Origin of the sequence: Devosia faecipullorum (assembly GCF_015158295.1) — a bacterium.
GTDB classification, from domain to species: Bacteria; Pseudomonadota; Alphaproteobacteria; order Rhizobiales; family Devosiaceae; genus Devosia; species Devosia faecipullorum.
Genome location: NZ_JACDXV010000004.1, coordinates 172,767 through 194,021, shown reverse-complemented (window position 1 = coordinate 194,021; position 21,255 = coordinate 172,767). Strand labels below are relative to the sequence as shown.

25 protein-coding genes are annotated in these 21,255 nt (G+C 62.7%); 18 read left to right on the top strand and 7 right to left on the bottom strand.

Annotated elements, in window-relative coordinates:
* Window positions 1-8 precede the first annotated feature (8 nt).
* The 8 genes from H0482_RS11480 (at window position 9) to H0482_RS11445 (ending at window position 5,372) form a co-directional block, all read left to right on the top strand.
* Window positions 9-1,589, top strand: a complete 1,581-nt coding sequence (locus H0482_RS11480; RefSeq protein WP_193730190.1) for a proton-conducting transporter transmembrane domain-containing protein — start codon at window positions 9-11, stop codon at window positions 1,587-1,589.
* Window positions 1,586-2,065 carry a Na+/H+ antiporter subunit E gene (locus tag H0482_RS11475; protein WP_193730189.1) on the top strand — a complete coding sequence of 160 codons (480 nt, stop codon included), beginning with the start codon at window positions 1,586-1,588 and terminating at the stop codon, window positions 2,063-2,065. Before H0482_RS11480 ends, H0482_RS11475 begins: the two co-directional genes overlap by 4 nt.
* Complete coding sequence (locus H0482_RS11470) at window positions 2,062-2,355, top strand: cation:proton antiporter (protein WP_193730188.1); 294 nt, start codon at window positions 2,062-2,064, stop codon at window positions 2,353-2,355. Before H0482_RS11475 ends, H0482_RS11470 begins: the two co-directional genes overlap by 4 nt.
* Entirely contained in the window at window positions 2,355-2,711 is a 357-nt protein-coding gene (gene mnhG, locus H0482_RS11465) for a monovalent cation/H(+) antiporter subunit G (RefSeq protein WP_193730187.1), read from the top strand. Before H0482_RS11470 ends, mnhG begins: the two co-directional genes overlap by 1 nt.
* 122 nt (window positions 2,712-2,833) lie before the next feature.
* The gene (locus H0482_RS11460; protein WP_193730186.1) at window positions 2,834-3,256 is read left to right on the top strand and encodes a MucR family transcriptional regulator; all 423 of its coding nucleotides are present in this window, start codon (window positions 2,834-2,836) and stop codon (window positions 3,254-3,256) included.
* 149 nt (window positions 3,257-3,405) lie between these two features.
* The gene (locus H0482_RS11455) at window positions 3,406-3,765 is read left to right on the top strand and encodes a helix-turn-helix domain-containing protein (protein WP_330998256.1); all 360 of its coding nucleotides are present in this window, start codon (window positions 3,406-3,408) and stop codon (window positions 3,763-3,765) included.
* A complete protein-coding gene (locus H0482_RS11450; protein ID WP_193730185.1) occupies window positions 3,746-4,252 on the top strand; it encodes a DUF6456 domain-containing protein in 507 nt (168 codons plus the stop codon). The genes H0482_RS11455 and H0482_RS11450 overlap by 20 nt, the downstream gene beginning before the upstream one ends.
* A 91-nt stretch (window positions 4,253-4,343) precedes the next feature.
* Window positions 4,344-5,372 (top strand): acyltransferase family protein, encoded by a 1,029-nt coding sequence (locus H0482_RS11445; RefSeq protein WP_193730184.1) that lies wholly within the window; start codon window positions 4,344-4,346, stop codon window positions 5,370-5,372.
* Here the strand turns inward: H0482_RS11445 and H0482_RS11440 are convergent.
* Window positions 5,369-5,797, bottom strand: coding sequence for a SufE family protein (locus tag H0482_RS11440; protein WP_193730183.1), 429 nt, complete (start codon window positions 5,795-5,797; stop codon window positions 5,369-5,371). The genes H0482_RS11445 and H0482_RS11440 overlap by 4 nt on opposite strands.
* Before the next feature lie 167 nt (window positions 5,798-5,964).
* Entirely contained in the window at window positions 5,965-6,264 is a 300-nt protein-coding gene (locus tag H0482_RS11435; protein ID WP_193730182.1) for a hypothetical protein, read from the bottom strand.
* A gap of 316 nt (window positions 6,265-6,580) precedes the next feature.
* Here H0482_RS11435 and H0482_RS11430 point away from each other — a divergent pair, with 316 nt between their 5' ends.
* Genes H0482_RS11430 through H0482_RS11420 form a run of 3 tightly spaced genes read left to right on the top strand, consistent with a single transcriptional unit; the run spans window position 6,581 to window position 9,864 of the window.
* The gene (locus H0482_RS11430) at window positions 6,581-8,392 is read left to right on the top strand and encodes a PAS domain-containing sensor histidine kinase (protein WP_193730181.1); all 1,812 of its coding nucleotides are present in this window, start codon (window positions 6,581-6,583) and stop codon (window positions 8,390-8,392) included.
* Entirely contained in the window at window positions 8,389-9,522 is a 1,134-nt protein-coding gene (locus H0482_RS11425) for a peptidoglycan-binding domain-containing protein (protein WP_193730180.1), read from the top strand. Before H0482_RS11430 ends, H0482_RS11425 begins: the two co-directional genes overlap by 4 nt.
* Window positions 9,523-9,864 carry a DUF1491 family protein gene (locus tag H0482_RS11420; protein ID WP_193730179.1) on the top strand — a complete coding sequence of 114 codons (342 nt, stop codon included), beginning with the start codon at window positions 9,523-9,525 and terminating at the stop codon, window positions 9,862-9,864.
* A 40-nt stretch (window positions 9,865-9,904) separates the two neighbouring features.
* Here the strand turns inward: H0482_RS11420 and H0482_RS11415 are convergent, their stop codons facing one another.
* Window positions 9,905-11,062: a DUF2336 domain-containing protein gene (locus tag H0482_RS11415; protein ID WP_193730178.1), complete on the bottom strand. Its 1,158-nt coding sequence runs from the start codon at window positions 11,060-11,062 to the stop codon at window positions 9,905-9,907.
* 341 nt (window positions 11,063-11,403) lie between these two features.
* Here H0482_RS11415 and H0482_RS11410 point away from each other — a divergent pair, with 341 nt between their 5' ends.
* Both H0482_RS11410 and chrA read left to right on the top strand, forming a co-directional pair.
* Entirely contained in the window at window positions 11,404-12,228 is an 825-nt protein-coding gene (locus H0482_RS11410) for a hypothetical protein (protein WP_193730177.1), read from the top strand.
* 15 nt (window positions 12,229-12,243) lie between these two features.
* On the top strand, window positions 12,244-13,443 hold the full coding sequence (gene chrA, locus H0482_RS11405; RefSeq protein WP_193730176.1) for a chromate efflux transporter: 1,200 nt from the start codon (window positions 12,244-12,246) through the stop codon (window positions 13,441-13,443).
* Here the strand turns inward: chrA and H0482_RS11400 are convergent.
* The 4 genes from H0482_RS11400 to H0482_RS11385 all read right to left on the bottom strand — a co-directional run bounded on the left by H0482_RS11400 (window position 13,433) and on the right by H0482_RS11385 (window position 17,374).
* A complete protein-coding gene (locus H0482_RS11400) occupies window positions 13,433-13,996 on the bottom strand; it encodes an NUDIX hydrolase (protein ID WP_193730175.1) in 564 nt (187 codons plus the stop codon). The genes chrA and H0482_RS11400 overlap by 11 nt on opposite strands.
* Before the next feature lie 85 nt (window positions 13,997-14,081).
* Complete coding sequence (locus tag H0482_RS11395; protein WP_193730174.1) at window positions 14,082-14,633, bottom strand: DUF1254 domain-containing protein; 552 nt, start codon at window positions 14,631-14,633, stop codon at window positions 14,082-14,084.
* Entirely contained in the window at window positions 14,630-15,205 is a 576-nt protein-coding gene (locus tag H0482_RS11390) for a DUF1214 domain-containing protein (protein WP_193730173.1), read from the bottom strand. Before H0482_RS11390 ends, H0482_RS11395 begins: the two co-directional genes overlap by 4 nt.
* A gap of 3 nt (window positions 15,206-15,208) precedes the next feature.
* Window positions 15,209-17,374 carry a transglycosylase domain-containing protein gene (locus H0482_RS11385; protein ID WP_193730172.1) on the bottom strand — a complete coding sequence of 722 codons (2,166 nt, stop codon included), beginning with the start codon at window positions 17,372-17,374 and terminating at the stop codon, window positions 15,209-15,211.
* A gap of 132 nt (window positions 17,375-17,506) precedes the next feature.
* On the opposite strand from H0482_RS11385, the gene H0482_RS11380 reads away from it, so the two are divergent.
* The 5 genes from H0482_RS11380 to H0482_RS11360 all read left to right on the top strand — a co-directional run bounded on the left by H0482_RS11380 (window position 17,507) and on the right by H0482_RS11360 (window position 21,245).
* Window positions 17,507-17,962, top strand: a complete 456-nt coding sequence (locus H0482_RS11380) for a YcgN family cysteine cluster protein (RefSeq protein WP_193730171.1) — start codon at window positions 17,507-17,509, stop codon at window positions 17,960-17,962.
* A gap of 75 nt (window positions 17,963-18,037) precedes the next feature.
* Window positions 18,038-18,667 (top strand): diguanylate cyclase domain-containing protein, encoded by a 630-nt coding sequence (locus H0482_RS11375; protein ID WP_193730170.1) that lies wholly within the window; start codon window positions 18,038-18,040, stop codon window positions 18,665-18,667.
* Between the two features lie 159 nt (window positions 18,668-18,826).
* The gene (locus H0482_RS11370; protein ID WP_193730169.1) at window positions 18,827-20,086 is read left to right on the top strand and encodes an Hsp70 family protein; all 1,260 of its coding nucleotides are present in this window, start codon (window positions 18,827-18,829) and stop codon (window positions 20,084-20,086) included.
* A gap of 52 nt (window positions 20,087-20,138) precedes the next feature.
* Window positions 20,139-20,639 (top strand): DUF2165 family protein, encoded by a 501-nt coding sequence (locus tag H0482_RS11365; RefSeq protein WP_193730168.1) that lies wholly within the window; start codon window positions 20,139-20,141, stop codon window positions 20,637-20,639.
* 186 nt (window positions 20,640-20,825) lie between these two features.
* Window positions 20,826-21,245, top strand: a complete 420-nt coding sequence (locus H0482_RS11360; protein ID WP_193730167.1) for a hypothetical protein — start codon at window positions 20,826-20,828, stop codon at window positions 21,243-21,245.
* Window positions 21,246-21,255: the final 10 nt, after the last annotated feature.

Below are 21,255 nucleotides of genomic sequence, written 5' to 3'. Positions count from 1 at the left end.
ACGCGACCGTGCCACAAGCCCTGAGCGAAGCGCTCATTGCACCCATCGACTGGGTCATTGTTCTGCCCGTCGTGCTGGCGCTGATGGGCGCTGCGGGCCTGCTGATGGTGCGTAAAAGCGATAGGGCGCAGCTGATCGGGGCGACAATAGTGCTCCTTGGCATCATCGCCTGCGAAACGGCCTTGCTGCTCAAAGTGCTCGAGCATGGCCCGGTCAGCATGACCATGGGCAAGTGGCTGCCGCCCTTCGGCATCAGCCTGACCGCCGACATTTTCGGCGCGGGTTTCGCCCTTGCCGCGTCAATCGTCACCCTGCTCATCCTCGTCTATGCTGAGATCGACCGCGCCGGGGCCGATGGCCGGGATGGATTTCATTCCCTGGTGCTGTTGCTTCTGGCGGGAGTGACGGGCGCATTTCTCACCGGCGACCTCTTCAATCTCTATGTCTGGTTCGAGGTGACGCTGATCGCGTCCTTCGGCCTCATCGTGCAGGGCGGCAGGCCGACCCAGCTCGATGGCGCGGTGAAATACGGTTTCCTCAATTTTCTCGCCACCACGCTGTTCCTGCTCGCGCTGGGTTTGCTCTATGGCCTGCTCGGCACGCTGAATATGGCCGACATCCTGCGCGTCGCCCCCCTGGCCAATCCCGCTGCCATGACCGGTGTCGCCGCGCTCCTGCTGTTGGCCTTCGGCATGAAGGCGGCGGCCTTCCCTCTCAACGCCTGGCTACCGGCCGCCTACCATACGCCGCCCGCCGCGATTTCCGCACTGTTCGCGGGCCTGCTGACCAAGGTCGGCGCCTATGCCCTGCTGCGGGCGCTGGTGGCGCTCCTGCCGGGGAGCCGCGATCTGCTGGAGCCGGTGCTGACATTGCTCGCCATCGCCACGCTGCTGCTCGCGCCGCTGGGTGCGATCGCCGAAACCAATCTGCGCCGGGCCATCGGCTTTATCGTTATCGGCGGTATCGGTGCCGTGATGGTTGGCATCGCTGTTCCGACCGAGACCGGCATTGCCGGGGCCGGTTTCTATATTTTCCATGCCATTCTCACCATGTCGGCGCTCTACATGGTGGCGGGACTGGTCGAAAAACGCACCGGCAGCACCGATACGCGCAATATGGGCGGCCTTTATGCCGCCAGCGGGCCGCTATCCGTTCTATTCTTCCTGCTGGTCCTGGCGAGCGCTGGCGTGCCGCCCTTCCTCGGGTTCTGGCCCAAGCTGTTGCTGCTCCAGGCGTCCCTGGCTCAAGTGACCAGCGCCGGCACTCCTGACATTGCAGGCGCCAGCCTGGCTTTGGCGCTGCTGGTCAATGCTGTGCTTACCCTGGTCGCCGGAACCCGCCTCTGGTCGCATATTTTCTGGCGTTCCGGCCCGGAAGGGCAGGGCTCCGAACACCACCGGCCCTCCCTTGTCCCATTGGACAAGAGAGGAAGATTGGGCTTCGGCGCCGCAGCTCTGCTGACGGGAGGAATTGTGCTGGTCGGATTGTGGCCATCACCGCTATTCGAGGGTGCGATCATCGGGGCGAAGGATATTGCCGACCCCGCCCGCTATGTTGCGGCAACCGGCCTTGCGGAGGATAGGCGATGAGTTCAGCTTTCCTCGTGGTCATACTGGCCCTGATCTGGGCGGGGATAACCGGCTCCTTCTCCGGCCTCAACCTGCTGTTCGGTGGGCTGATCGGTGGGGTTGCGGTGCTGTTGCTGCGCCATACGCTGACTGGCCCCGGCCATCTCCGCCGCGCCCGCCTCGCCTTGTCGCTTTTGGGCCTTTTTCTTTATGAACTGATGGCGAGCGCCATCCGTGTGGCGATCATCGTGCTGCGTCCCGATATGAACAAGGTCATCCGTCCCGCGATTATCGGGGTGCCCTTGAGCGCCAAGTCAGATATCCAGATCACGATGCTTGCCAATCTCATCACGCTGACGCCGGGCACGCTCAGCGTCGATCTCTCCCCGGACAGGTCAACGCTCTACGTGCATACGCTGACCTTCGACACCCGCGAGGCGATGATCGCCGACATCAAGAATGGCTTCGAAAAGAAGGTTCTGGAGGTCTTCCCATGAGCCCCGCTCTGTTTATCGATTGGGCCAGCCTGATCGCTCTGACCCTGCTTGCCCTCGCGCTGCTGCTCTCCATGGTGCGCATCGTCGTCGGACCGACCCTTTCGGATCGGGTTCTGGCGCTCGACCTGCTGACCATCGTGGCCATGGGGTTCATCGGCGCCATCGCCATACGGACGGGACTGACGCTCTACCTCGATATTGCCATTGCCCTGGCGCTGCTCGGCTTCCTCGCGACCATCGCACTCGCGCGCTACATTCTGACGCGGCCGCGAAAAGGAGGGCGCGCGTAATGCTGGTTGATCTGGCTCTTTATCTTGGTGGAATATTGCTGCTGATCGGCGCAACCTTTGTGTTGATCGCAACCATTGGCGTTATTCGCCTGCCAGACCTCTACACCCGCATGCACGCGGCCTCAAAGGCCGGGGCCGTCGGCGGCGGGCTGATTCTATTGGCAGTCGCGCTGGTTGGACTGGATATGGCGGTCGCGATCCGCGCATTGATTGGTATAATATTTTTGTTGGTCACGACGCCATTGGCCGCGCATCTTTTAGCTCGCGCTAGTCATCTTGCTGATTACAGGCCAGACAATCAAAGTGTTGTCGATGACATAACTAAAAATGAGAAACAAAATTCTGCCAATAATTAAATTGAACTTGTTTCTATAATTGGCAGTACAGGCTTGCGCCTGACAGCAAAATTGCCATAGTAACGCAAAGACGGAAACTCCTCCCTGTTTCTGTCTATAAGAAAAGTTGGAAGGTTGAAAAAATGAACGAGGATAGCGGCGCGTTCGCCAGTGGTGAATCAGATCTGGTTGAGCTCAGCACCGAAATCGTCTCGGCCTATGTTAGCCACAATGCCGTCAGCCCTGGCGACCTGCCTCGGTTGATCGCTGAAGTCCATGGCGCATTGCGCGGCCTTCGGGATGATGACATTCCGGCACAGGTCGAGGAATTGAAGCCCGCCGTGCCGGTTCGCAAGTCGATTACGGCGGACTACATAATCTGTCTGGAAGACGGCAAGAAGTTCAAGTCGCTCAAGCGCCACCTGCGCACGCACTACAATCTCTCGCCGGAAGAATACCGCGAGAAGTGGGGCCTGCCGGCAGACTACCCGATGGTCGCACCCAGCTATTCCGCGACGCGCTCAAAACTCGCCAAGGATAATGGCCTGGGTCGCAAAGCCAGCTGACACCTACTATAAATTGGTTTCGCAGGTCGGCCGCCCTTCGGGGCGGCCATCTCTTTTTCAGCAGCACGAAATAGCGCCGGACTTATCCCCGGGTGGGTAGCCTTCGTACAGAATTAGGAATATTATCCTAATTCTGATCGGAGATATTCATGAATTCTGGCTGCGCTTCCGCCTCAGAGCCTCGGGCAGCTTTGTTCGCTGCCGCGTCCTCCGCCGACAGAGCCGCCACGCTTGTCGCGCGCGACAGGATGATCCATAAGCCATTGTTATTCAATCCGTCTCGCTGTCGCGCCGACGCAGCTCGTGCCCGGCAACTCGCAATGTATCTGACCCACGTGGTCCTGGGCCAGAGCCTCACGGCGGTCGGAATCGCCTTTGGGCGTGATAGGACAACAGTCTCCTACGCCTGTGCTCTTATCGAAGATATGCGCGACGATCCCCATTTCGATGAGGATGTCAGCCGGCTCGAAGCGCTGCTGGAAAATGGGGATGGCCTCACCAATGCTTGAGCAGCACGGCGACCCGGCGCCCGAAGCAGTGCTGCGTCTTGGGGCCGGTGAGGGCAGTTTCCTGGCGCCGCACCAGGTTGAAGCGGCGCGGCGACTGGCCCGGCTTTTCGAGCGGGCCCGGATGCGCCAGCGCGTAACCATGTCCTATGATCCGACGAGGGTCGGCGGTGACCAGCGCCGATCACGACAGGGCGATCTGGCCGATAGCGCCACGGCGGCGAGGCGTTTGCTGTCCGGGCTTGCCGTGCGGGTGCCGCGCGATTGCTGGGACATGCTCATCGATATTTGCGGCTTCGACAAAGGTTTGCAGCAGGTCGAGACCGAACGCGGCTGGCCGCGCCGCAGTGCCAAGCTGGTGCTGCGGATCGGGTTGGATCACCTTGCCTCGATCATGGGCTTGTCTGAAAAGGCCGAGGGTGGGGCCGGCGGGACCTCGCGGTCCTGGCTACCCGAGCGGCCGGCCATGTTCGCAGAGACATTGGATTAACGATGTCGGCATTGTCCATGAAGAGCGGGACCGGAATGTGATATTGAGCCGATCCTAAGGTTCTCTATTTTTGCTCCGGGTTCCCAGGCAGATGAACTCCAAGTTGCATACGGTCCAGTATCTTCGGGCCATTGCCGCGATCTTCGTATTGATTTCCCATGCCCTGCTATACCCGCTTGCCGAACCCGTCCTGTTCCTCGGACGGTTGGGATGGCTCGGGGTCATCGTGTTCTTCGTGGTGTCCGGTTTCATCATGGTGATGGTGACGGGCGTTGAGCAGTTCGATCCGATCAAGTTTCTACGCAAGCGGGTTCTGCGCGTTGTGCCGCTCTATTGGGCCTTCACCATTGTCGCCGCCATGCTGGCATTGGTGGTGCCCAGCCTGTTCAAGACTACTATCTTTGATGCGCTGCACCTGGTTCTGTCGCTGGCCTTCGTGCCTTTCTACAATCCGGCAAGCCATGGACTGCATCCGCTCTACAAGCTGGGCTGGACGCTCAATTACGAGATGTTTTTCTATTTCAGCTTCGCGCTGCTGGCGGTGTTCAGCGCCCGCCGCCGCGCCACAATGCTGACCCTTGCCTATCTCGCCCTGATGATCGTCGGCGCCAGCGTCCGGCCCGAAGGGGCGATAGCGGCCTTCTATACCAGCTTCATGCCGCTCGCTTTTGTAACTGGCGTCTGGCTCGGTCTCGGCTATCTGGAAGGATGGCTGAACGATTGGGTGCAGCGATACGCCATTCCGCTCGCCTTGTTTGCCATGCTTGGACTCGTTCAAGGCTTCGTCATTGATCGGGGCCTGGTCGAGGATGAAGTCGCGTTTTTTGGATTTTTGCTGGCTTCGGGAGGCCTTGTGGCATTGGCAGTGGGAATGGCGCAATATCTGCCCCGTATCGCCTGGCTCGAATCCCTGGGCGATGCGTCCTATTCGATCTATCTCGCCCATATTTTCGCGGTAGGGGCGGTCGCTGGACTGACCCTGCGCATGTTGGGCACCAGCGATCCGTTGATCGTTGGCCTTGTGCTGGCCATTGCCATCGCCGGTGGCATAGCGGCCGGGTGGGCTCTCTACAGACTGGTGGAAGAGCCGATGATGCGGCGGCTTCGCAAGCTGGCTTAGCCCAGCGCCGCACGCGCCTCGTTGTGAATACGCCCGACCATGGCCACCAGCCCGTTGGAGCGCTGGGTGGTGAGGTGTTCGCGCAGGCCAAGCTCATCGAACAGAGCAATGGCGTCGGTTTCGGCAATCTCGCTGGCCGGACGATCCGAATAGAGCGCCAGTAGCACCGCGACCAGGCCCTGCACAATCATGGCGTCGCTTTCGCCACGGAATTTGAGGCCTGGAACGCCATCGACGATTTCGGGTTCCGCAACCAGCCAGACCTGTGACACGCAACCATGAACCTTGTTGCCGGGCGTGCGCTCCGCTTCATCGAGCTTCGGCAATGCCTGCCCCAGTTCGATCAGATAGCGATAGCGATCCTCCCAATCGTCAAGAAAGGAGAGATTTTCGGCAATGTCCTGGAATTGCTGCGGCTGGGTCATGCGCCCTATCTAGGGGATGGCGGGGTGCTTTGCCAGACGGCCGCGAAAGAAAAGCCGCAAGCACGGGGCGGTGCTTGCGGCAGGAGCCGGAGGTCTATGGAGCGGCGTCACTTGGGGAAGTGACGACCTCCGGAATGTCGAAGCCGGGCGCTGTTGGAAAGCGCCCGCTAACCCGTCCGGTCCGGCCGAGGTCGAGGCAGGGGGATCGAACTGGCCGCCGCGGACCTGTGCATGGGATCGGCGGCCAGCAGGTTAGTCTGGAGAGCGGCGCTGGCCATGGCCTTGCCGCCAATGCAGGTAAAATTGTCACATTCGATGGCTTCGATCTGTTCAGCGATGAACTGGCTGCCCTGGGCCATCGCCTGATTCGACAGGGCCGTGGCCGAGGCGCCCAGATCGACGTCCAGTCCCGGCCGGATGACCAGAAAAGCTATCGTGAGCCAGAATGCGGAGCGCAGAAGAAACATCGTTCATCCAATTTGGCGGTTTGCTTCCGCCTTGCTGCAGCCGAGACTAGGCGCCGCGCCTTAAACGCTGCTGGGGCGTTTCGATAAAATTTGAGATAAATGCCGCCATTGCCGCTCACCATTGCAACCCCTTGTTTACGCTAACTTTCGAAAGCGCCCCGGCAAGCCCGCTCAGGGCCGGGCATTTAAGCCTGTCTTAGATGTTGGCGCGCGAGGCTGACGCCTATGACCCGCATGAAAGCGGGCACCCGGCCCGGAAACGGGGCGAATCGGAGCAGTGGCTCCGGCAATGGCGTCGGTTTAGTGAGTTGAGTTGATGGTTAGCCTCAAGGTGTTCGGAACCAGCAAGGCGGAAGGCGTGGTCCCGGTCGGGATCGACAACCGCCCCGAAATGCTGCGCCGCAAGACCATCGCCAATAATGCACGCCTGCTGATCGGGATCGCGGCGCTGGCCATGCTGCCCGCCATGTATCTGCTCATGGGCGGCGCGGCGCTGCCTTTCATGATCGCCAGCATCTTGCTGGCCGGTGGCATGATCAGCCTTTCAAGCCATCAGAGCGCCCATTTCGATAGTGCCAGCGCCATCCAGGTCGCCACTCTCATGGCGACGGGGCTGGTGCTGACCATGGCCGATCCGCGAGTCGGCGATGCCGGCTTGGGCATGGCGCTGATGGGTCCCGTCCTTGCTGCATTGACAACCCGCCCCGACCATAGGCGTGCAAGCTGGTGCGCTTTGGCACTGCTGATATTGATGGGGGCGACAGCCAGCATTGCGGGAATTGGCGCCGTGCCGCTGGGCGATAGCCAGATGCCGATGGCTTCAACCTTTGGATTTCTCGCCGCCTTCGCGGTCGTGGCCCATAGCGCCCACCGTATCAGCGGGGGCTATGAAGTGCATGACAAGGCGCAGATCAGCGCATATCGGCACCTGATCGATCATGTGCAGGATGCGGTGCTGCGCTTTGGCAGCGATGGCACGATCCTGCTGGCCTCGCCGTCGTCGGAAGCCTTGTTCGGCTGCCCGCGCTACCAGCTTTCCGGCGATAATCTCGGCAATCGGCTGCATGTGCTGGACCGGCCTGCTTTCCTCACCGCCTTTGCCGATGCCAATCAGGGCGGGCGCAGTCGGACCATCGAGTTGCGCCTCCGTCGCGACGATCCGCATGCAGCCAGCAATGTGCCGCGCTTCGTTTGGGTCGAAATGCAACTTTCGCCCATTCTCGAGGATGCCGGACGCGGTGGACGCAATGAAGTGATTGCCCTGTTGCGCGACATTACCAGCCGCAAGGATGCTGAAGCGGCCATGGCGGAAGCGCGGCGCGCCGCCGAGGACGCCTCGCTGGCCAAGTCGCGTTTCCTGGCCACGATCGGCCATGAATTGCGTACCCCGCTCAATGCCGTTGTCGGCTTCTCGGAAATGATGACCAGCGGCATTGGCGGCGAGCTGTCGACGACGCACAAGGAATATGCAGGTCTCATTCATCAGAGCGGCCGGCATCTGCTCGAAGTGGTCAGCATGCTGCTCGACATGTCGCGCATCGAGGCGGGCAAGTTCGAGATTCAGGCCGCGCCGATGGACCCGGGTGGTATCGTGCCGTCCTGCCTCTCCATGGTTGAGACCATGGCTGCCGACCGGAAGGTGCAACTCGCGCCTGAAGTGGAAGCGGACCTGCCCTTGCTGACCGCCGATGAGCGCTTGTGCCGGCAGATCCTGATCAATCTTTTGTCCAACGCCATCAAGTTCAGCCACGAGGGTGGCCTGGTGAGCATTGCGGTCAAGCGGCAGGGGCAATCGGTCAATTTCTCGGTCCGCGACCGGGGTATCGGCATGGCCCCGGCGGCACTGGCCCGAATCGGGGAGCCTTTCTTCCAGGTTCAGGAAGGGCTCAGCCGGAAATATGAAGGCACCGGACTGGGCCTGTCTATCGTCAAGGGCTTGGTGGAACTGCATGGCGGCACGCTGCGGGCCATGTCCGAAATTGGAGCGGGGACAACCATCACGGTTCTGCTGCCTATAAACGGTCCGGAAACCAAACCCGGCGAAACTGCCGACATCGTCCATCTGCATCGAGAGCCGCTGGCCAACACTATCCCTTCATGGCAAAACGAAAAAAGAAAAGCGCAATGAACGCCGCGACCCTTTCCCAGCCGCTGATCATGGCCAGCGGCGCCCTGCTTGGCTCCCTCGCTCGCGCGGGGCAATGGACGCTGGAGCGCTATATGCGGGCGCCACTCGCCTCCACCGGGCTTCTGGTCATGGTGACGCTGACTGCGCTGGCGGGCAGCAATGCGCTTTATTTCCAAACCGCCGAGCATCCATCGCCGTTCTTTGCTCCGGCGCGCGAACACATCGCGGCCCTGCCGACGCCCGCGCTCGACCGGCCGGCACCGAGCCTGCCTGCCATCGCCGCACCGCAAGCGACCGCGCCCTTAGCGGCCGAAACCACGGGCAGCGTAACCAGCGCGGCAATCGTGCCCGATGCGCCGGTGGGCAATGCCCGGATGTTCGCGGTGCAGAAAAAGCTGTTCGAGCTCAATCTCTTTTCCGGCACCATCGATGGCTATTACGGCCCCAAGACCGCCGACGCGATCCGGGCCTTCGAGCAGCGTAACGGTATGAAGCTGACCGGCAGCACGGATGATGCAGTCATGGAAGCGATTCTGGCCTCCGATCCCTCGGGACGGATATTGCGGCCAGCCTCAACGCCGGCTCCGGCTCCGGTTCAGCCCCAGGCCGCATTGGTGCCGACGCCACAGCCCGCCCCCGCAGCCACGACTTTGCCGCAGCAGAATCCGGCCGTGGCGCGTTTGCCCGAATTGTCGCCTGCCGAGCAGGTCTTTGACGACGTGGCGCAAACGGCGGCAAATACCATCGATTCGATTATCGCCGCCGTTGACACGTCGCGCACGCCGCCTCAGGCCATGGCCAATCCACCACTTCCCACGGTTAATGTCGCCGCGACGCAGGCCATGCCGGCCCCGGTAGCGCAGGCCGCTGCCACGACCGGACCCGCGCCGCAGCCATTGGTGACCACCGCTATTGCCCGCACGCCCCCAGCCAATGACACCGAATTGGTTACGCAGATTCAGCGGGGCCTCGCCAGTCTCGGCTTCTTCCAGTCGCAGGTCGATGGCAAGCCCGGCCCGGAAACCGCCAGGGCGATCCGCGAATTCGAGAGCTTCCATCGCTACAAGATGACAGGTCAGGTGCAGCCGGACCTGGTGGAGCTGCTCGTCAAGGCGGGCGCGATCATCTAGGTGAGCCTGCGCAGCGACATCTGGTGCATGGCCTTCGTGCGGCGTCACAATGATCTGGGCAATATGTGCGTCGTCGCTCGTCGCGGCGACCCGATCGCCGGTCAGATCTTCATTGCGGTCGATCACCTCGACGGCACCAATTCGCTTTATACGCCGGCCCCGATGCTCAGTCGCGATGAGGGGGCGGGCCTCGTATTCCAGCGCCGCTTCAACCACGCCGAGCCGGCGAAAATCCGTGAGCGGATCGAGCGGGAAGTGGATTTCGACCCGGACCTCTGGGTGCTAAGTCTCGACATGCGCGGCGAGGATCCGGGCATCGAGGTGACGCGGGACAAGCCATGAAAAAGCCCCGCGGCGGCGGGGCCTTTGTATCTGGTAGTGCTTAGCTGGCGCGGCGGGCGCCGATGCGGGCCAGGGCCTCGATGGCCTGCTCGACCACCGGATTGTGGGCGGGCGCCAGGCCGGGCGTGCGGCGGCTGGTTTCCGTGAATGGCCGGTATTGCGGCTTGCTCAGTTCGAGCAGGTTCACCTCGCCGCGCCAGGCGCTCATCAGATAAGCCATGGATTCGGACGATACGCCGCTGAACAGGCTGGCGAAATCGGCCAGCGCCTTGGAGCGTTCGCTGTCGTGGCTGGTGGCGTGGATCAGCACCTTGAGCCCGTCATAGGCAGTGGCGCCGAAGGCGCGCAGGATGACGAACAGCGAAGCGCCGGTAACGTCATGGGCGATCTGGCCGCAACGCACTTCATCGAGCCCGGTGATCTGCGCCAATAGCCGGGTGACTTCCGGGCGGCGATTTTCCGAGAACAGTTTCATCAGCGCCTTGGTGAGTTCCCCGCTCGCCACCGACAATTGCTCGATGGTGCGCGAGATGGGCGCAGTCGGCGTCGCGCGATTGGCGAAGGCGTGAATGACCTTGATCCGGTGGTCGTCGGAGAGATCGAAAAAGGCTGGAGCCAGCAGGGCGGCGTCGAAATCGTCGCGATGGCCGAGCGCTTCGGCAACCAGGTGATCCATCTGCGCCGACCGCGCCAGGGCGCTGAGATAGGCGCCGCGCGGGGCGACATGCTTGTTCCCGGCAAGCGCCCGATAGACCTTGCGCGAATTCATCTGGAAGAGTTTCGCCAACACGACATTGGACAGGCCCGGACGCCCGGCCAGGGTCGCGCAGGCTGGAACGTCATAACGCCCGATGATTTCGAGCATGGACTGGTCCGAAAGTTCGGGCGCGCTTTCGAGAAAGGCGATGAGGTCTTCCCCGATATTCTCGATGACCAATTGCTCGAGTTTCGGCGACAATAATTCGGCACGACCCAGGATTGCCGCACCCTTGGCGCGGGCCTGCGGGCCGGCGGTGGGAAACAGGCGGGTGGCCAGCGTTTCGAACTGTTCCATTTCAGGAATCGTCGGCTTGCCGCGCCGCGTATAAGCGTCGCAGGCAGCGATCAGCAGCGTGTTGGTGCGATCAACGCCGCCCGTCTCGATCAGAAGCTGAAAGGTCTCGTAAGGCTGAAAACCAAGCATTTTTGCAGGAACCATCGACTCGCTTTTGCATCGAAAGCGATGCCGGACGACTCTTGCCGGCAATTCGTTAGCAGACTGTTAACCTTGACGATCTCTTAATGCGGAACAGGCGCGTGGGGCGACGCGCAAACTGCCAGAGACGACCTGCTGCCTCCATTAGGGACGGGGGAGCGGCGTATTGAAGGAGGCCGGCTTGGGAAAGCTGCTAAGATTTGTCCTTCGGACCAAACCCGTCAGCGACGGGGGGGGGCCGAACGGAGACGCCCAGATATTGATGTTCACCGGGGTGCGTTATGAACGCGGTACGCCGCCGCCACCAAAATCGCTCGAACACGCCAAGCGGCGCAAGCGCAAGCGTGGCTGACGCTATCGGGCCGATGATCCGATTCGTGATCCTGGTTATCGTCGCGAGCCTGGCCACCGCCTGCGTGTCGCGGCCGGTCGGCGATTTCGGGCGGGCGCAGCCAAGCGTCAAGCACGATCAGGTCATGCCCTATATCGGGAGCAAGATCGCGGCCAACCGCGGTGAGCCCGTTTCCAATCTGAACCAGACTGACCAGGAACGCGAAATGCACGACCGCACCTGGCGCTTTCTGGTGGCTGCCCATAGCCGTGACTGGATGTTCGACACCACAGCCGAATTGCAGCGGACCCGGATCGGCCCGGCCAAGGACTACAAATATACCCCCGAGCGCTATTATAATTGGCTGCGGACCACGCAATACCAGTCCTCGCCCACCCGCTATTCGACAGTGGGACGGCATGTCCTGGCTGATCTCGATACATTGCCCACGACATTCCTTTCGGTCTGCGCGGTTCTGGAAGTGGACCGGCAAAGGCGGGTGGCTTTGGCCGAGGTGCCGGGCATCGAGCCGGACGTGGCCGCCAATGTCGCGGCGCGGCGGACGGAGAACCAATGGCATATCGACTGGTTCGTGCGGGCGCTGAATTATCGCTACCAGAGCTATCTCTATGCGCTGGACCATCTGCTGGTGGAAACCCCGCATGAGCAATCCATGCAGGTGGATGAAACCTTGCAACGGTTGCGCCCCTTCGTGGATCGCGCCAATCGCGGCGATTTCTGCTCTGGCGGGGCAGGGGGCGGCGGGGGCGGCAGCGTCACCATACTGTCACGCTTCCAGACCATGGTGCCCGACAATGAGATCATCGCGCAAAAATAGCATCCCGGGACATAAGTGACCGAGACGAAACCGAATGGCGCCGGGGCCAAGGTGGAGGTCTTTCTCGCCTTTCTCAAGCTGGGCCTCACCAGTTTTGGCGGGCCGGTGGCGCATCTGGGCTATTTCCACGAGGAATTCGTCGTTCGCCGCCGCTGGATCGGCGCCGCGGTCTATGCCGAACTGGTGGCGCTCTGCCAGTTCCTGCCGGGTCCGGCATCCAGCCAGGTGGGCTTCGCGCTCGGCCTGATACGGGCCGGCCCATTGGGGGCGCTGGCGGCCTGGATCGGCTTCACCCTGCCATCGGCTCTCTTGCTGGTGCTGTTCGCCTATGGCGCGGCCATGCTCGACGGGCCATTGGCGCAAGGCATGCTGCATGGCCTGAAACTGGTGGCCGTATCCATCGTGGCGCAGGCGGTTTTCGGTATGGCGAAAAGCCTGACGCCGGATCGGATGCGGGCGGCGATTGCGGTCATCGCCGTCTTTGTGGTCATATTGATCGAGGGAGCCCTGGGACAAGTGGCCGCCATCGCCCTTGGTGGTCTGATCGGTCTCTTCCTTTGCCGAAACGAGGACCGGCCCGAGGCCGGCGAAACCCTTTCCGCCATATCGCGCCGGACGGGCGTCGTGGCGCTGGTCGCTTTTGCGATCCTGCTGTTCGGATTGCCGCTATTGGCGGGCCTCGGTCCGGGGCTGTCCTTGTTCGATGGTTTTTATCGCGCCGGAGCGCTGGTCTTTGGCGGCGGCCATGTCGTGCTGCCGCTGCTGGACGCGGAAACGGTCGGGCGCCGGGCAATGACGCCGGACGTGTTTCTTGCCGGTTATGGCGCGGCGCAGGCCGTGCCCGGCCCGCTTTTTACCCTCGCCGCCTATCTCGGCGCGGTCGGAAACCAGCCGCCCAATGGTCTTGCCGGAGCCGGGATCGCGCTCGTCGCCATCTTCCTGCCCGGCCTGTTGCTGGTGCTCGGCGTATTGCCATTCTGGAACCGGCTCCGCCGCTGGCCAGACGCCCGGGCCTGCATGCGCGGCGCCAATGCGGCAGTGGTCGGCCTGCTGGGGGCAGCGCTTTATGATCCGGTCTTTACCAGCGCTGTGCTGACGCCGCTGGATTTTGCCCTGGCATTGGCCGGTTTCGTGACGCTGGTGGCCTGGAAGACGCCAAGCTGGATGGTGGTGATCCTGCTGGCGGCGGCGGGAGGGCTGTCATTCAGCCTTTGAAGGCCAGACGTTTCGCCGCCTTTGGCGAAATGTCCGCCAAGCGCTCGACCGGCGCCCATTGCGCTGCATGGACTTCGTCCAATTGGGCGACGAGCGGCAGCGCCGGATCGGCGATGAAGAGATATTGCAGATCGTGATGGACGTGGTCCGGCTCGTTGCGCGACGGTTTGCCGGGAACGTCGTGGCTGTCGATGACGAATGGCAGGTCGCCGCCCTGGTGCCAGGAATGCAGCGCCAGGCCGGTGACGCCCGTCTCCTCCAGCGCTTCACGCATGGCCGAAAGGTGGAAATGGCTGGCCTTCTCGTAATGGCCGCCGGGTTGCAGCCAGCGGCCGATGGTGACGTGGTCGATGAGCAGGGTTTGCCGGTGATCGGGCGAGAGGATGATGGCGCTGGTGGTCACGTGACCCGGAAAAGTGCTGCGCTCGTCCAGCCTGTGTCCCTCGGCCATCTGCCAGCGCAAGAGCGCGAGATGTTCTCCGGGCGCGGCTATCTCGGAGCGATAGCGGGCGACGATGGCGGCGAGGCTTTGGGCGAAGGTGTCGGGGGACATGATTGGCGACTTCATGAGGTGTGGAGGCGGGTTCTATAGCTCATGAAACACTCGATTTATGAGTTATAGAACCGCTTTCTATAGCTCATGGGACCGGACGGGGGCCGCAGCGCAGGGCGGCGAGGGCCTGTTCGAAGCGGGGGCGCATGATTTCGTGGGGCGGGGCGAGGCGGATCAGGACGAACAAATCGTCGGTGCGCGATTCCACCACCAGCAGCCCATCGGGAATGTCGATCTGCTGCTGGGCGAGCAGGCGGGTCTGCGCATCGTTGAAAATGCCCAATTCGACATTCTGGCCGATGCCGTCGCGATTGGTGGTCGAATAGGTGACGATGCCGGCGCTGTCATAGACGGCCAGCGACCAGAACCCGTCCGGCAGGATGCCGCTGAGATAGGCCGGGCCTTGCGCCAGATCGATGCGGCAGACGCCGTGGCTCAGTTCGGGATCGAGCTGGAGCGGATTGGCCTCGCCGGGCCGGATGGCCGGCAGAACCGCGACGCGATTGGCGGCGTCGAGCGCCGCCACGCGGCTCCAGGTCGTGTCCTCGGCCAGCAATGGCAGGGTGAGAATGGTAACGAGGTGGATGATGCCGCCCAGCAGCAGGCCGCCCATCAGCCAGAACAGGGTGCGGATCATCGGCAATCCCCTCGGGCAATTGCGGGCATGACGTTGTCGGCGGAACTGAAGCCGGAAAAGGCGGTGGTGTCGTAGAGCGTCAGCACCAGGCTGAACGGACCGCTCCCGGCCAGTTCCAGCCAATTGCCGGGGCTGAGCCGGGCGCCGACGTGAATGCGCAGCGCGCCGCTGTTCTCGCGGGTGATCTCGCTGGAGCGCAAGGCGGCGTCGGTGCCGGGGGCGGCCAGATTGACCCATTGCTCGTCCACCGCCGCAAGGGTCCAGAAGCTGGAGACCGGCACCCGCCCGTCGAGCCGGTAGGAGCAGGCCAGATCCAGCGGGTCGCCGGCGCTGTCGGTTCTGGCGATGAATTGCAGGCCCTCGCTGCGCCCGAGCTGTAGCGCCGCCTGGCGGGCAATATGGCCGCGCGTGTAGGGATTGGGAGCGGGCGTGCCGCTATCGGGCCAGGCGATCCAGGGCCCGATCTGCACGCCGCCGAAGATGCGACCATCATTCAGCGCGTAATAGCTCAGCCCCAGCCCAATTGAGAGGGATACGGCGATCGACATGAGCAGGCGCAACACGAACCGCACGGATTATAGCCCGGTCGTGGCGCTGGCGGCCGGAGCATTGGCCGTGTCGCTGGGCGTGCGCGTATGGGCGAGGCTGGCTTCAAAACGCGCCGACAGTTCCAGCAGCTTGCGGGCGGCGGCAGGCTTGAGGCTTGGCGGGCGGGCAGGGGCGGGGTCTTCCGCATCCTCCAGATCGGTTTCGGCGACGATGCGCCTGGGCGGGACGAAATCGACGCCAAAGACCGGCTCCACATCGATATTGGTATGGGCATAGGCCATGAATTTCTGCCAGGCGACGGTCGGGAGCAGGCCCCCGGTCAAATTGTTGGTGGGACGGTAATCGTCATTGCCCAGCCAGACGGCGGCGACGTAATTGCCGGTAAAGCCGGCGAACCAGGCGTCGCGATAGGAGGTGGTGGTACCGGTCTTGCCCAGGGTCGGCACACCCTCGATCTCGGCGCGGCGGCCGGTGCCGGAGGTGACGACGGCGCGCATCATCTGGTTCATATAGGCCACGGTCTGTTCGGAGAGGACGCGCGGCTTTTCCTCGTCCACATCATGTTCCCAGACCAGATTGCCGTTGAGATCGGTCATGCGGGTCAGGCCATAGGCAGGCGTCTTGAGGCCATGATTGGCAAAGACCGCGTAGGATGAGGTCATGTCCAGCACCGAGACCGGGGCAACGCCCAGGGCCAGCGAGGCAGTGACCGGATATTCCTGGCGCAGGCCCATGCGATAACTCAATTCGGCGATGGGCTGGCGTCCGGTCTTGATCGAGAGCGTCACCGGCACAGTATTGATGGATGCGGCGAAGGCGCTGATCATCGTGGTCTGGCCGCGATAGGAGCGGCCGTAATTCTGCGGACACCAATTGCCGATACAGACCGGGCGGTCCGAAATGGTGTCATTGGGCGTGAGGCCCAATTGCTCGAACGCCTCGGCATAGACGAAGGGCTTGTAGGACGAGCCCGGCTGACGATTGGAGATGATGGTGCGGTTGAACTGGCTCTTGGCGTAGTCGGTGCCGCCCACCATGGCGCGGATGGCCCCTTCGGTGTCGGTGACCACCATGGCGCCCTGTTCGACGCGATATTGCTCGCCCTGTTCGCGGATCACTGAATTGATCGCTTCCTCGGCATAGGCCTGGAGCGTGGTGTCGATGGTGGTGCGGACGATGAAATTATTGCCCGGCGGATTGGTGTCGGCGATCAGCCGTTTGGCTTCCTCGAAGGCGTAGTCGAGGAAATAATTGGGGGAATTGATGTCGGCGGTGCGGTCGATGGGCGAGGCGGGATGGCGACGCGCGGCGGTGACCTGGCCCTCGGTCAGCATGCCGGCGGCCACCAGATTGGTCAGCACCACATTGGCGCGGCCGCGTGCCGCGGCCAGGTCGATATGAGGCGCCCAGCGGCCCGGCGCCTTGTAGAGCCCGGCCAGCATGGCGGCTTCCGCCAGCGAAATATCCTCGATGCGCTTGCCGAAATAATAATCGGCAGCGGCCACGACCCCGAAATTGCCGCCCCCCATATAGGCGCGGTCGAGATAGAGCTTGAGGATCTGGTCCTTGGTATAATGCCATTCCAGCCAGACCGAGAGAAAGGCCTCGACGATCTTGCGCTCGATGGTCCGCTCCGAGGAGAGGAACAATTGCTTGGCCAATTGCTGGGTGATCGAGGAGCCCCCATGCAAGGAGGTGTCGCCGGTGGCATTGGTGGCCAGCGCTCGCAGCGTGCCCATGATGTCGACGCCGAAATGCTCGTAGAAGCGCCGGTCCTCGGTGGCGAGCGTGGCCTTGATCAAATAGTCGGGCATCTGGTCGAGGGCGACCGAATCGTCCGAGCGGATGCCGCGCCGGCCGATTTCGTTGCCGAAGCGGTCCAGAAAGACCACCGAATAATCCTCGGCCTTGTTGAGGACGCCGCGATCGATGATGTCGAAGGCGGGCATGGCCAGTGCCGTCACCAGCACCACGCCGATGGCGGCGAAGGTGAAGGCGTCGCTGAGGATTTCGACGAGGAAGCGCCGGAAGCCGGTGACGTGGAACAGGCTCATGAAATCCTGGTAGCGCGTATAGGCACGACCAAGCGCCTGCCAGAACTCATAAAGAGAGGAATCCAGCCACGCATCGGCGGCCAGCATCCCGCCAATTGGCCTGCGCTTCTTTTCCTTGGTATAGAACGGATCCTGCACGCCGATCCCCGGTGCCCACTGGCCGCATCGTTTCGCCATTGCGCCGCCAATGCAACACAATCGCTGGAATATGATTGCCTTTGCCGTCCGGCAAGCGCAAACCGGCCCTAATATGGAATGCCAAGAGTAAACATGGCCTTTTGGGAAGAAAAATCGCTGGAGGAAATGTCGACGGCAGAGTGGGAAGCGCTCTGCGACGGCTGCGGGCGCTGCTGCCTGCTCAAGCTCGAGGATGAGGATACCGGCACGATCATCACCTCCGACGTGCGCTGCCAATTGCTCGATGGCGATGGCTGCGGCTGCACCGATTATCCCAATCGGCAGCAAAAGGTGCCCGACTGCATCAAGCTGACCCCGGAAAACCTGCGGGAAATTCCCTGGATTCCGACCACCTGCGCCTATCGGCGGCTGGCGGAAGGCAAGGGGCTGGCCTGGTGGCATCCGCTGGTTTCGGGCGATCCGCAGACGGTGATCGATGTCGGCGTTTCCATTGCCGGCCGCACTTTTCTGGAAAGCGAAGTGGACCCGGACGAGTGGGAAGAACATGCCGTGGACTGGCCGGAATATGAGCCGCCGGAGCACCTCTGACGCATAGACACTTACCTCCTGTTAACCATTCTGTGGCCAGATCAGGGCAATGGAAAGCGGCCCAGGACAGGCTTGATGAACAGGGTGACCATGAGCGGTAAAGACGGCTTCTGGGCACGGGTCCGTTCGGTACTCGGCCGCAGCGATGCCGTGCCCGCCTATGGCCAATCCGCCATCAGCAATCCCCAGAAGAAGACCCGGCCGGCGCAGCGCATCGACGAGGAATTGCGACGCGGCTGGACCGAAGCGGGGCAGCGCAATGTCTCGCTCTGCATCCTGGCCATGGAAATGGACCGCTATACCGAATATTTCGCCGCCTATGGGCGCGATGCCGTCGAGCTGAGCCTCGACCGACTGATGGAAACAATCCAGCCCCTGTTGCCGCGCGACAATCTGCGCTGCCTGCGCCAGGGACGTGCCGGGTTCGTGCTGATCATGCCGGACATGCCGGTGCTGATGGCGCGCGAACTGGCGAGCCGGATCGCCAAGGCGGTGCGCCAGGAAGCCATGCCCAATCGGGAAAGCCATGCCGGGCAGGTGACGCTGAGCATGGGCCTTGCCGTCACCAATCCCCAGGGCGGCCTTGATCGCACCGTGCTGCACAATGCCAATCAGGCGGTCAAACGCGCCCAGCGCCGCGGACTGGCAAGGCTGGAAGTGACCGATATGCGCGGCAAGCCGGAGCGGCGCAGCAAGGCCGCATAGCCCCTACATCTTTGCGGCGGCGCTGGATTGCCCGGACGAGCCGGGCAATGACGATGGCCGGGCGGCAATGCGATGTATCCCATTGCCATCCTCGCCCATCTTCCCTAGAACGCCCGTCCCTTCGCGCCCGGCGCGATTTCACAAGACGGACGGCTTCCCATGACCCTGGCTTGTGGCCTCGATTTCGGCACGTCCAATTCGACGCTTGGGCGGCTCGGCGCCGATGGCCAGCCGCAATTGCTGCCGCTCGAAAACGGCCATTCCACCATGCCCAGCGTGCTGTTCTTCGGCTTCGAGGACGACAGGGTGCATTTCGGGCGCGACGCAGTGGCCGAATATGTGACCGGCGCCGATGGGCGGCTGATGCGCTCGCTCAAAAGCGTGCTGGGCACAGCACTTTTCGCCGACAAAACGCGGGTGAAGGCGCGGCGCCTCGGGTTCGGCGAAATCATCGGAACCTATGTGGGTGAGCTGAAACGGCGTGCGGAGACCCAGCTTGGCGGCGAGCTGACACAGGTGGTCATGGGACGCCCGGTGCAATTCGTTGACGACGACGCGGCGGCTGACCGGGCGGCCCAGATGCAACTGGAAGCGGCGGTGCAGGCGCAGGGCTTCAGGGACATCGCTTTTCAGTTCGAACCCATCGCGGCGGCGCTCGACTATGAACGGCAGGTGGCGAGCGAGAAACTGGCGCTGATCGTCGATCTGGGCGGCGGCACATCGGATTTTTCGCTGGTGCGGGTGTCGCCGGAGCGTGCCGGTGCGGCCGATCGCAGCGCCGATATTCTGGCGACGGCTGGCGTTCATATCGGGGGCACCGATTTCGACCGGCTATTGGCCATGTCGAGGATCATGCCCGAACTGGGCCTGGGCTCGCGCACGAGGGACGGCAAGCGGCACCTGCCAGTCGCGCCCTATCATGATCTCTCCACCTGGCATCGCATCAATAGACTCTATGACGCGCAGGCCCTGCGCGACCTGCGCTCGACCATGCGCGAAGCCATCGAGACGGAGCGGGTGGAGACAATGACCATGCTGGTGGAAGACCGGCTGGGGCACCGGCTGATCGGGGCGGTGGAAGCGGCAAAGATTGCGCTGTCCGACGTCCACCTGACCGACTTCGTCTTTCCAGTGCGCGAGCGGGTCATCGCCACGCCGATCACCGCGGCGCATTTGAGCGCGGCGCTGGCCGATTCGGTGGCGAGGCTGGACGCGACGATTGCCGAAACGCTGCGGCGGGCCGGCATCGGGGCCGAAGCGGTGAACAGCCTGATCATGACCGGCGGCTCGACCTTGGTGCCGGCCGTTGCCGGGCGCTTGCAGGTTCTGTTCCCCGAGGCCGAAATTGTGCGCACGGATGTGCTGGGCAGCGTCGGGCTGGGTCTGGCGCTGGAGGCCCGGCGGGTCTTCGGGCCCTGACATGGCGCGTTCGTCCGATTGCGCCTAGTATCGGCGGCGTGGAGGAGGGGCCATGCTCGTCACGCGCGTCAGCAAGATCATTCTCGTTGCGGCCATCGCACTTTATGCAACGCTTGTCGCCTTCGGGAACGTGACCGATTACGGCAGCAATTTCGTCTTCATGCAGCACGTGCTGAGCATGGACACGATCTTTCCCGACGCTACCATTTCCTATCGCGCCATTGATAACCCCGTCCTGCATCATGCTGCCTATATGCTGTTGATCGCGGCGCAAATCGCCACGGCTCTGGCCTCCTGGGGCGGTGCCGGAAAAATGTTTGCGGTGCGAAACGCAGCGGCTCTCACGTTCAACCGCTCCAAAGGCTGGGCGGTGGCGGGGCTGACATTGGGGTTCCTGGTCTGGCAGGTGGGCTTCATGACCATCGGTGGCGAATGGTTTGGCATGTGGATGTCGAGCAGCTGGAATAGCCTGCAATCGGCGTTTCGCGTGTTCATCACCATTGTCGGCGTGCTGATTTTCGTGGCCATGCCGGACGCAGATATCGAGCACTGAAGCCCCCTCACACAATCGCCAGACGCCGGCCCGGAAGTGCGGGGGTCGGCGGGATCGCCGCTGTGATCTTCCGGCCCGACTTATCCAACTAATCCCCGCGTCACGCTGGTCAGCTATGTTTATGGCATGGTCGACAAATTGGGTCGGCGGCGGGCAAGCCCGGCAAATTTGCGGGAGATGGATCGAATGGACGGAGCGGGGAGGGCAGGCCGCAAGCAGCCGCCCGACTGGGCGACCATCCGGGGCGAATATGAGGGCCGGATGTTCGTCCCCGAAATGATCTGCCGACGCCACGGCATCACCTTGTCGCAATTGCGCTACCGGCGCGAAAAAGAGGACTGGCTGAGCCTGAGGGCGCATCCGCCGAGCAGGATGCACCTGGTGGCGCGCATGCTGCGCGTGCTGGACGGCCAGATCAGGGAATTGGAGAACGCTACGGACATGCCCATCGACAGAAGAGCGAAAATGCTGGCCGATCAGGTCAAGACCATGGACAAGCTGATCGAACTGGGCGCGACCGAACGCAATGTGGAGCCGCCGACGCGCAAGGACATGACCGATCTGCGCGCCAAGCTGGTCAAGCGCCTTGAGCAATCTGCCCGCTAGCCCCATCGCC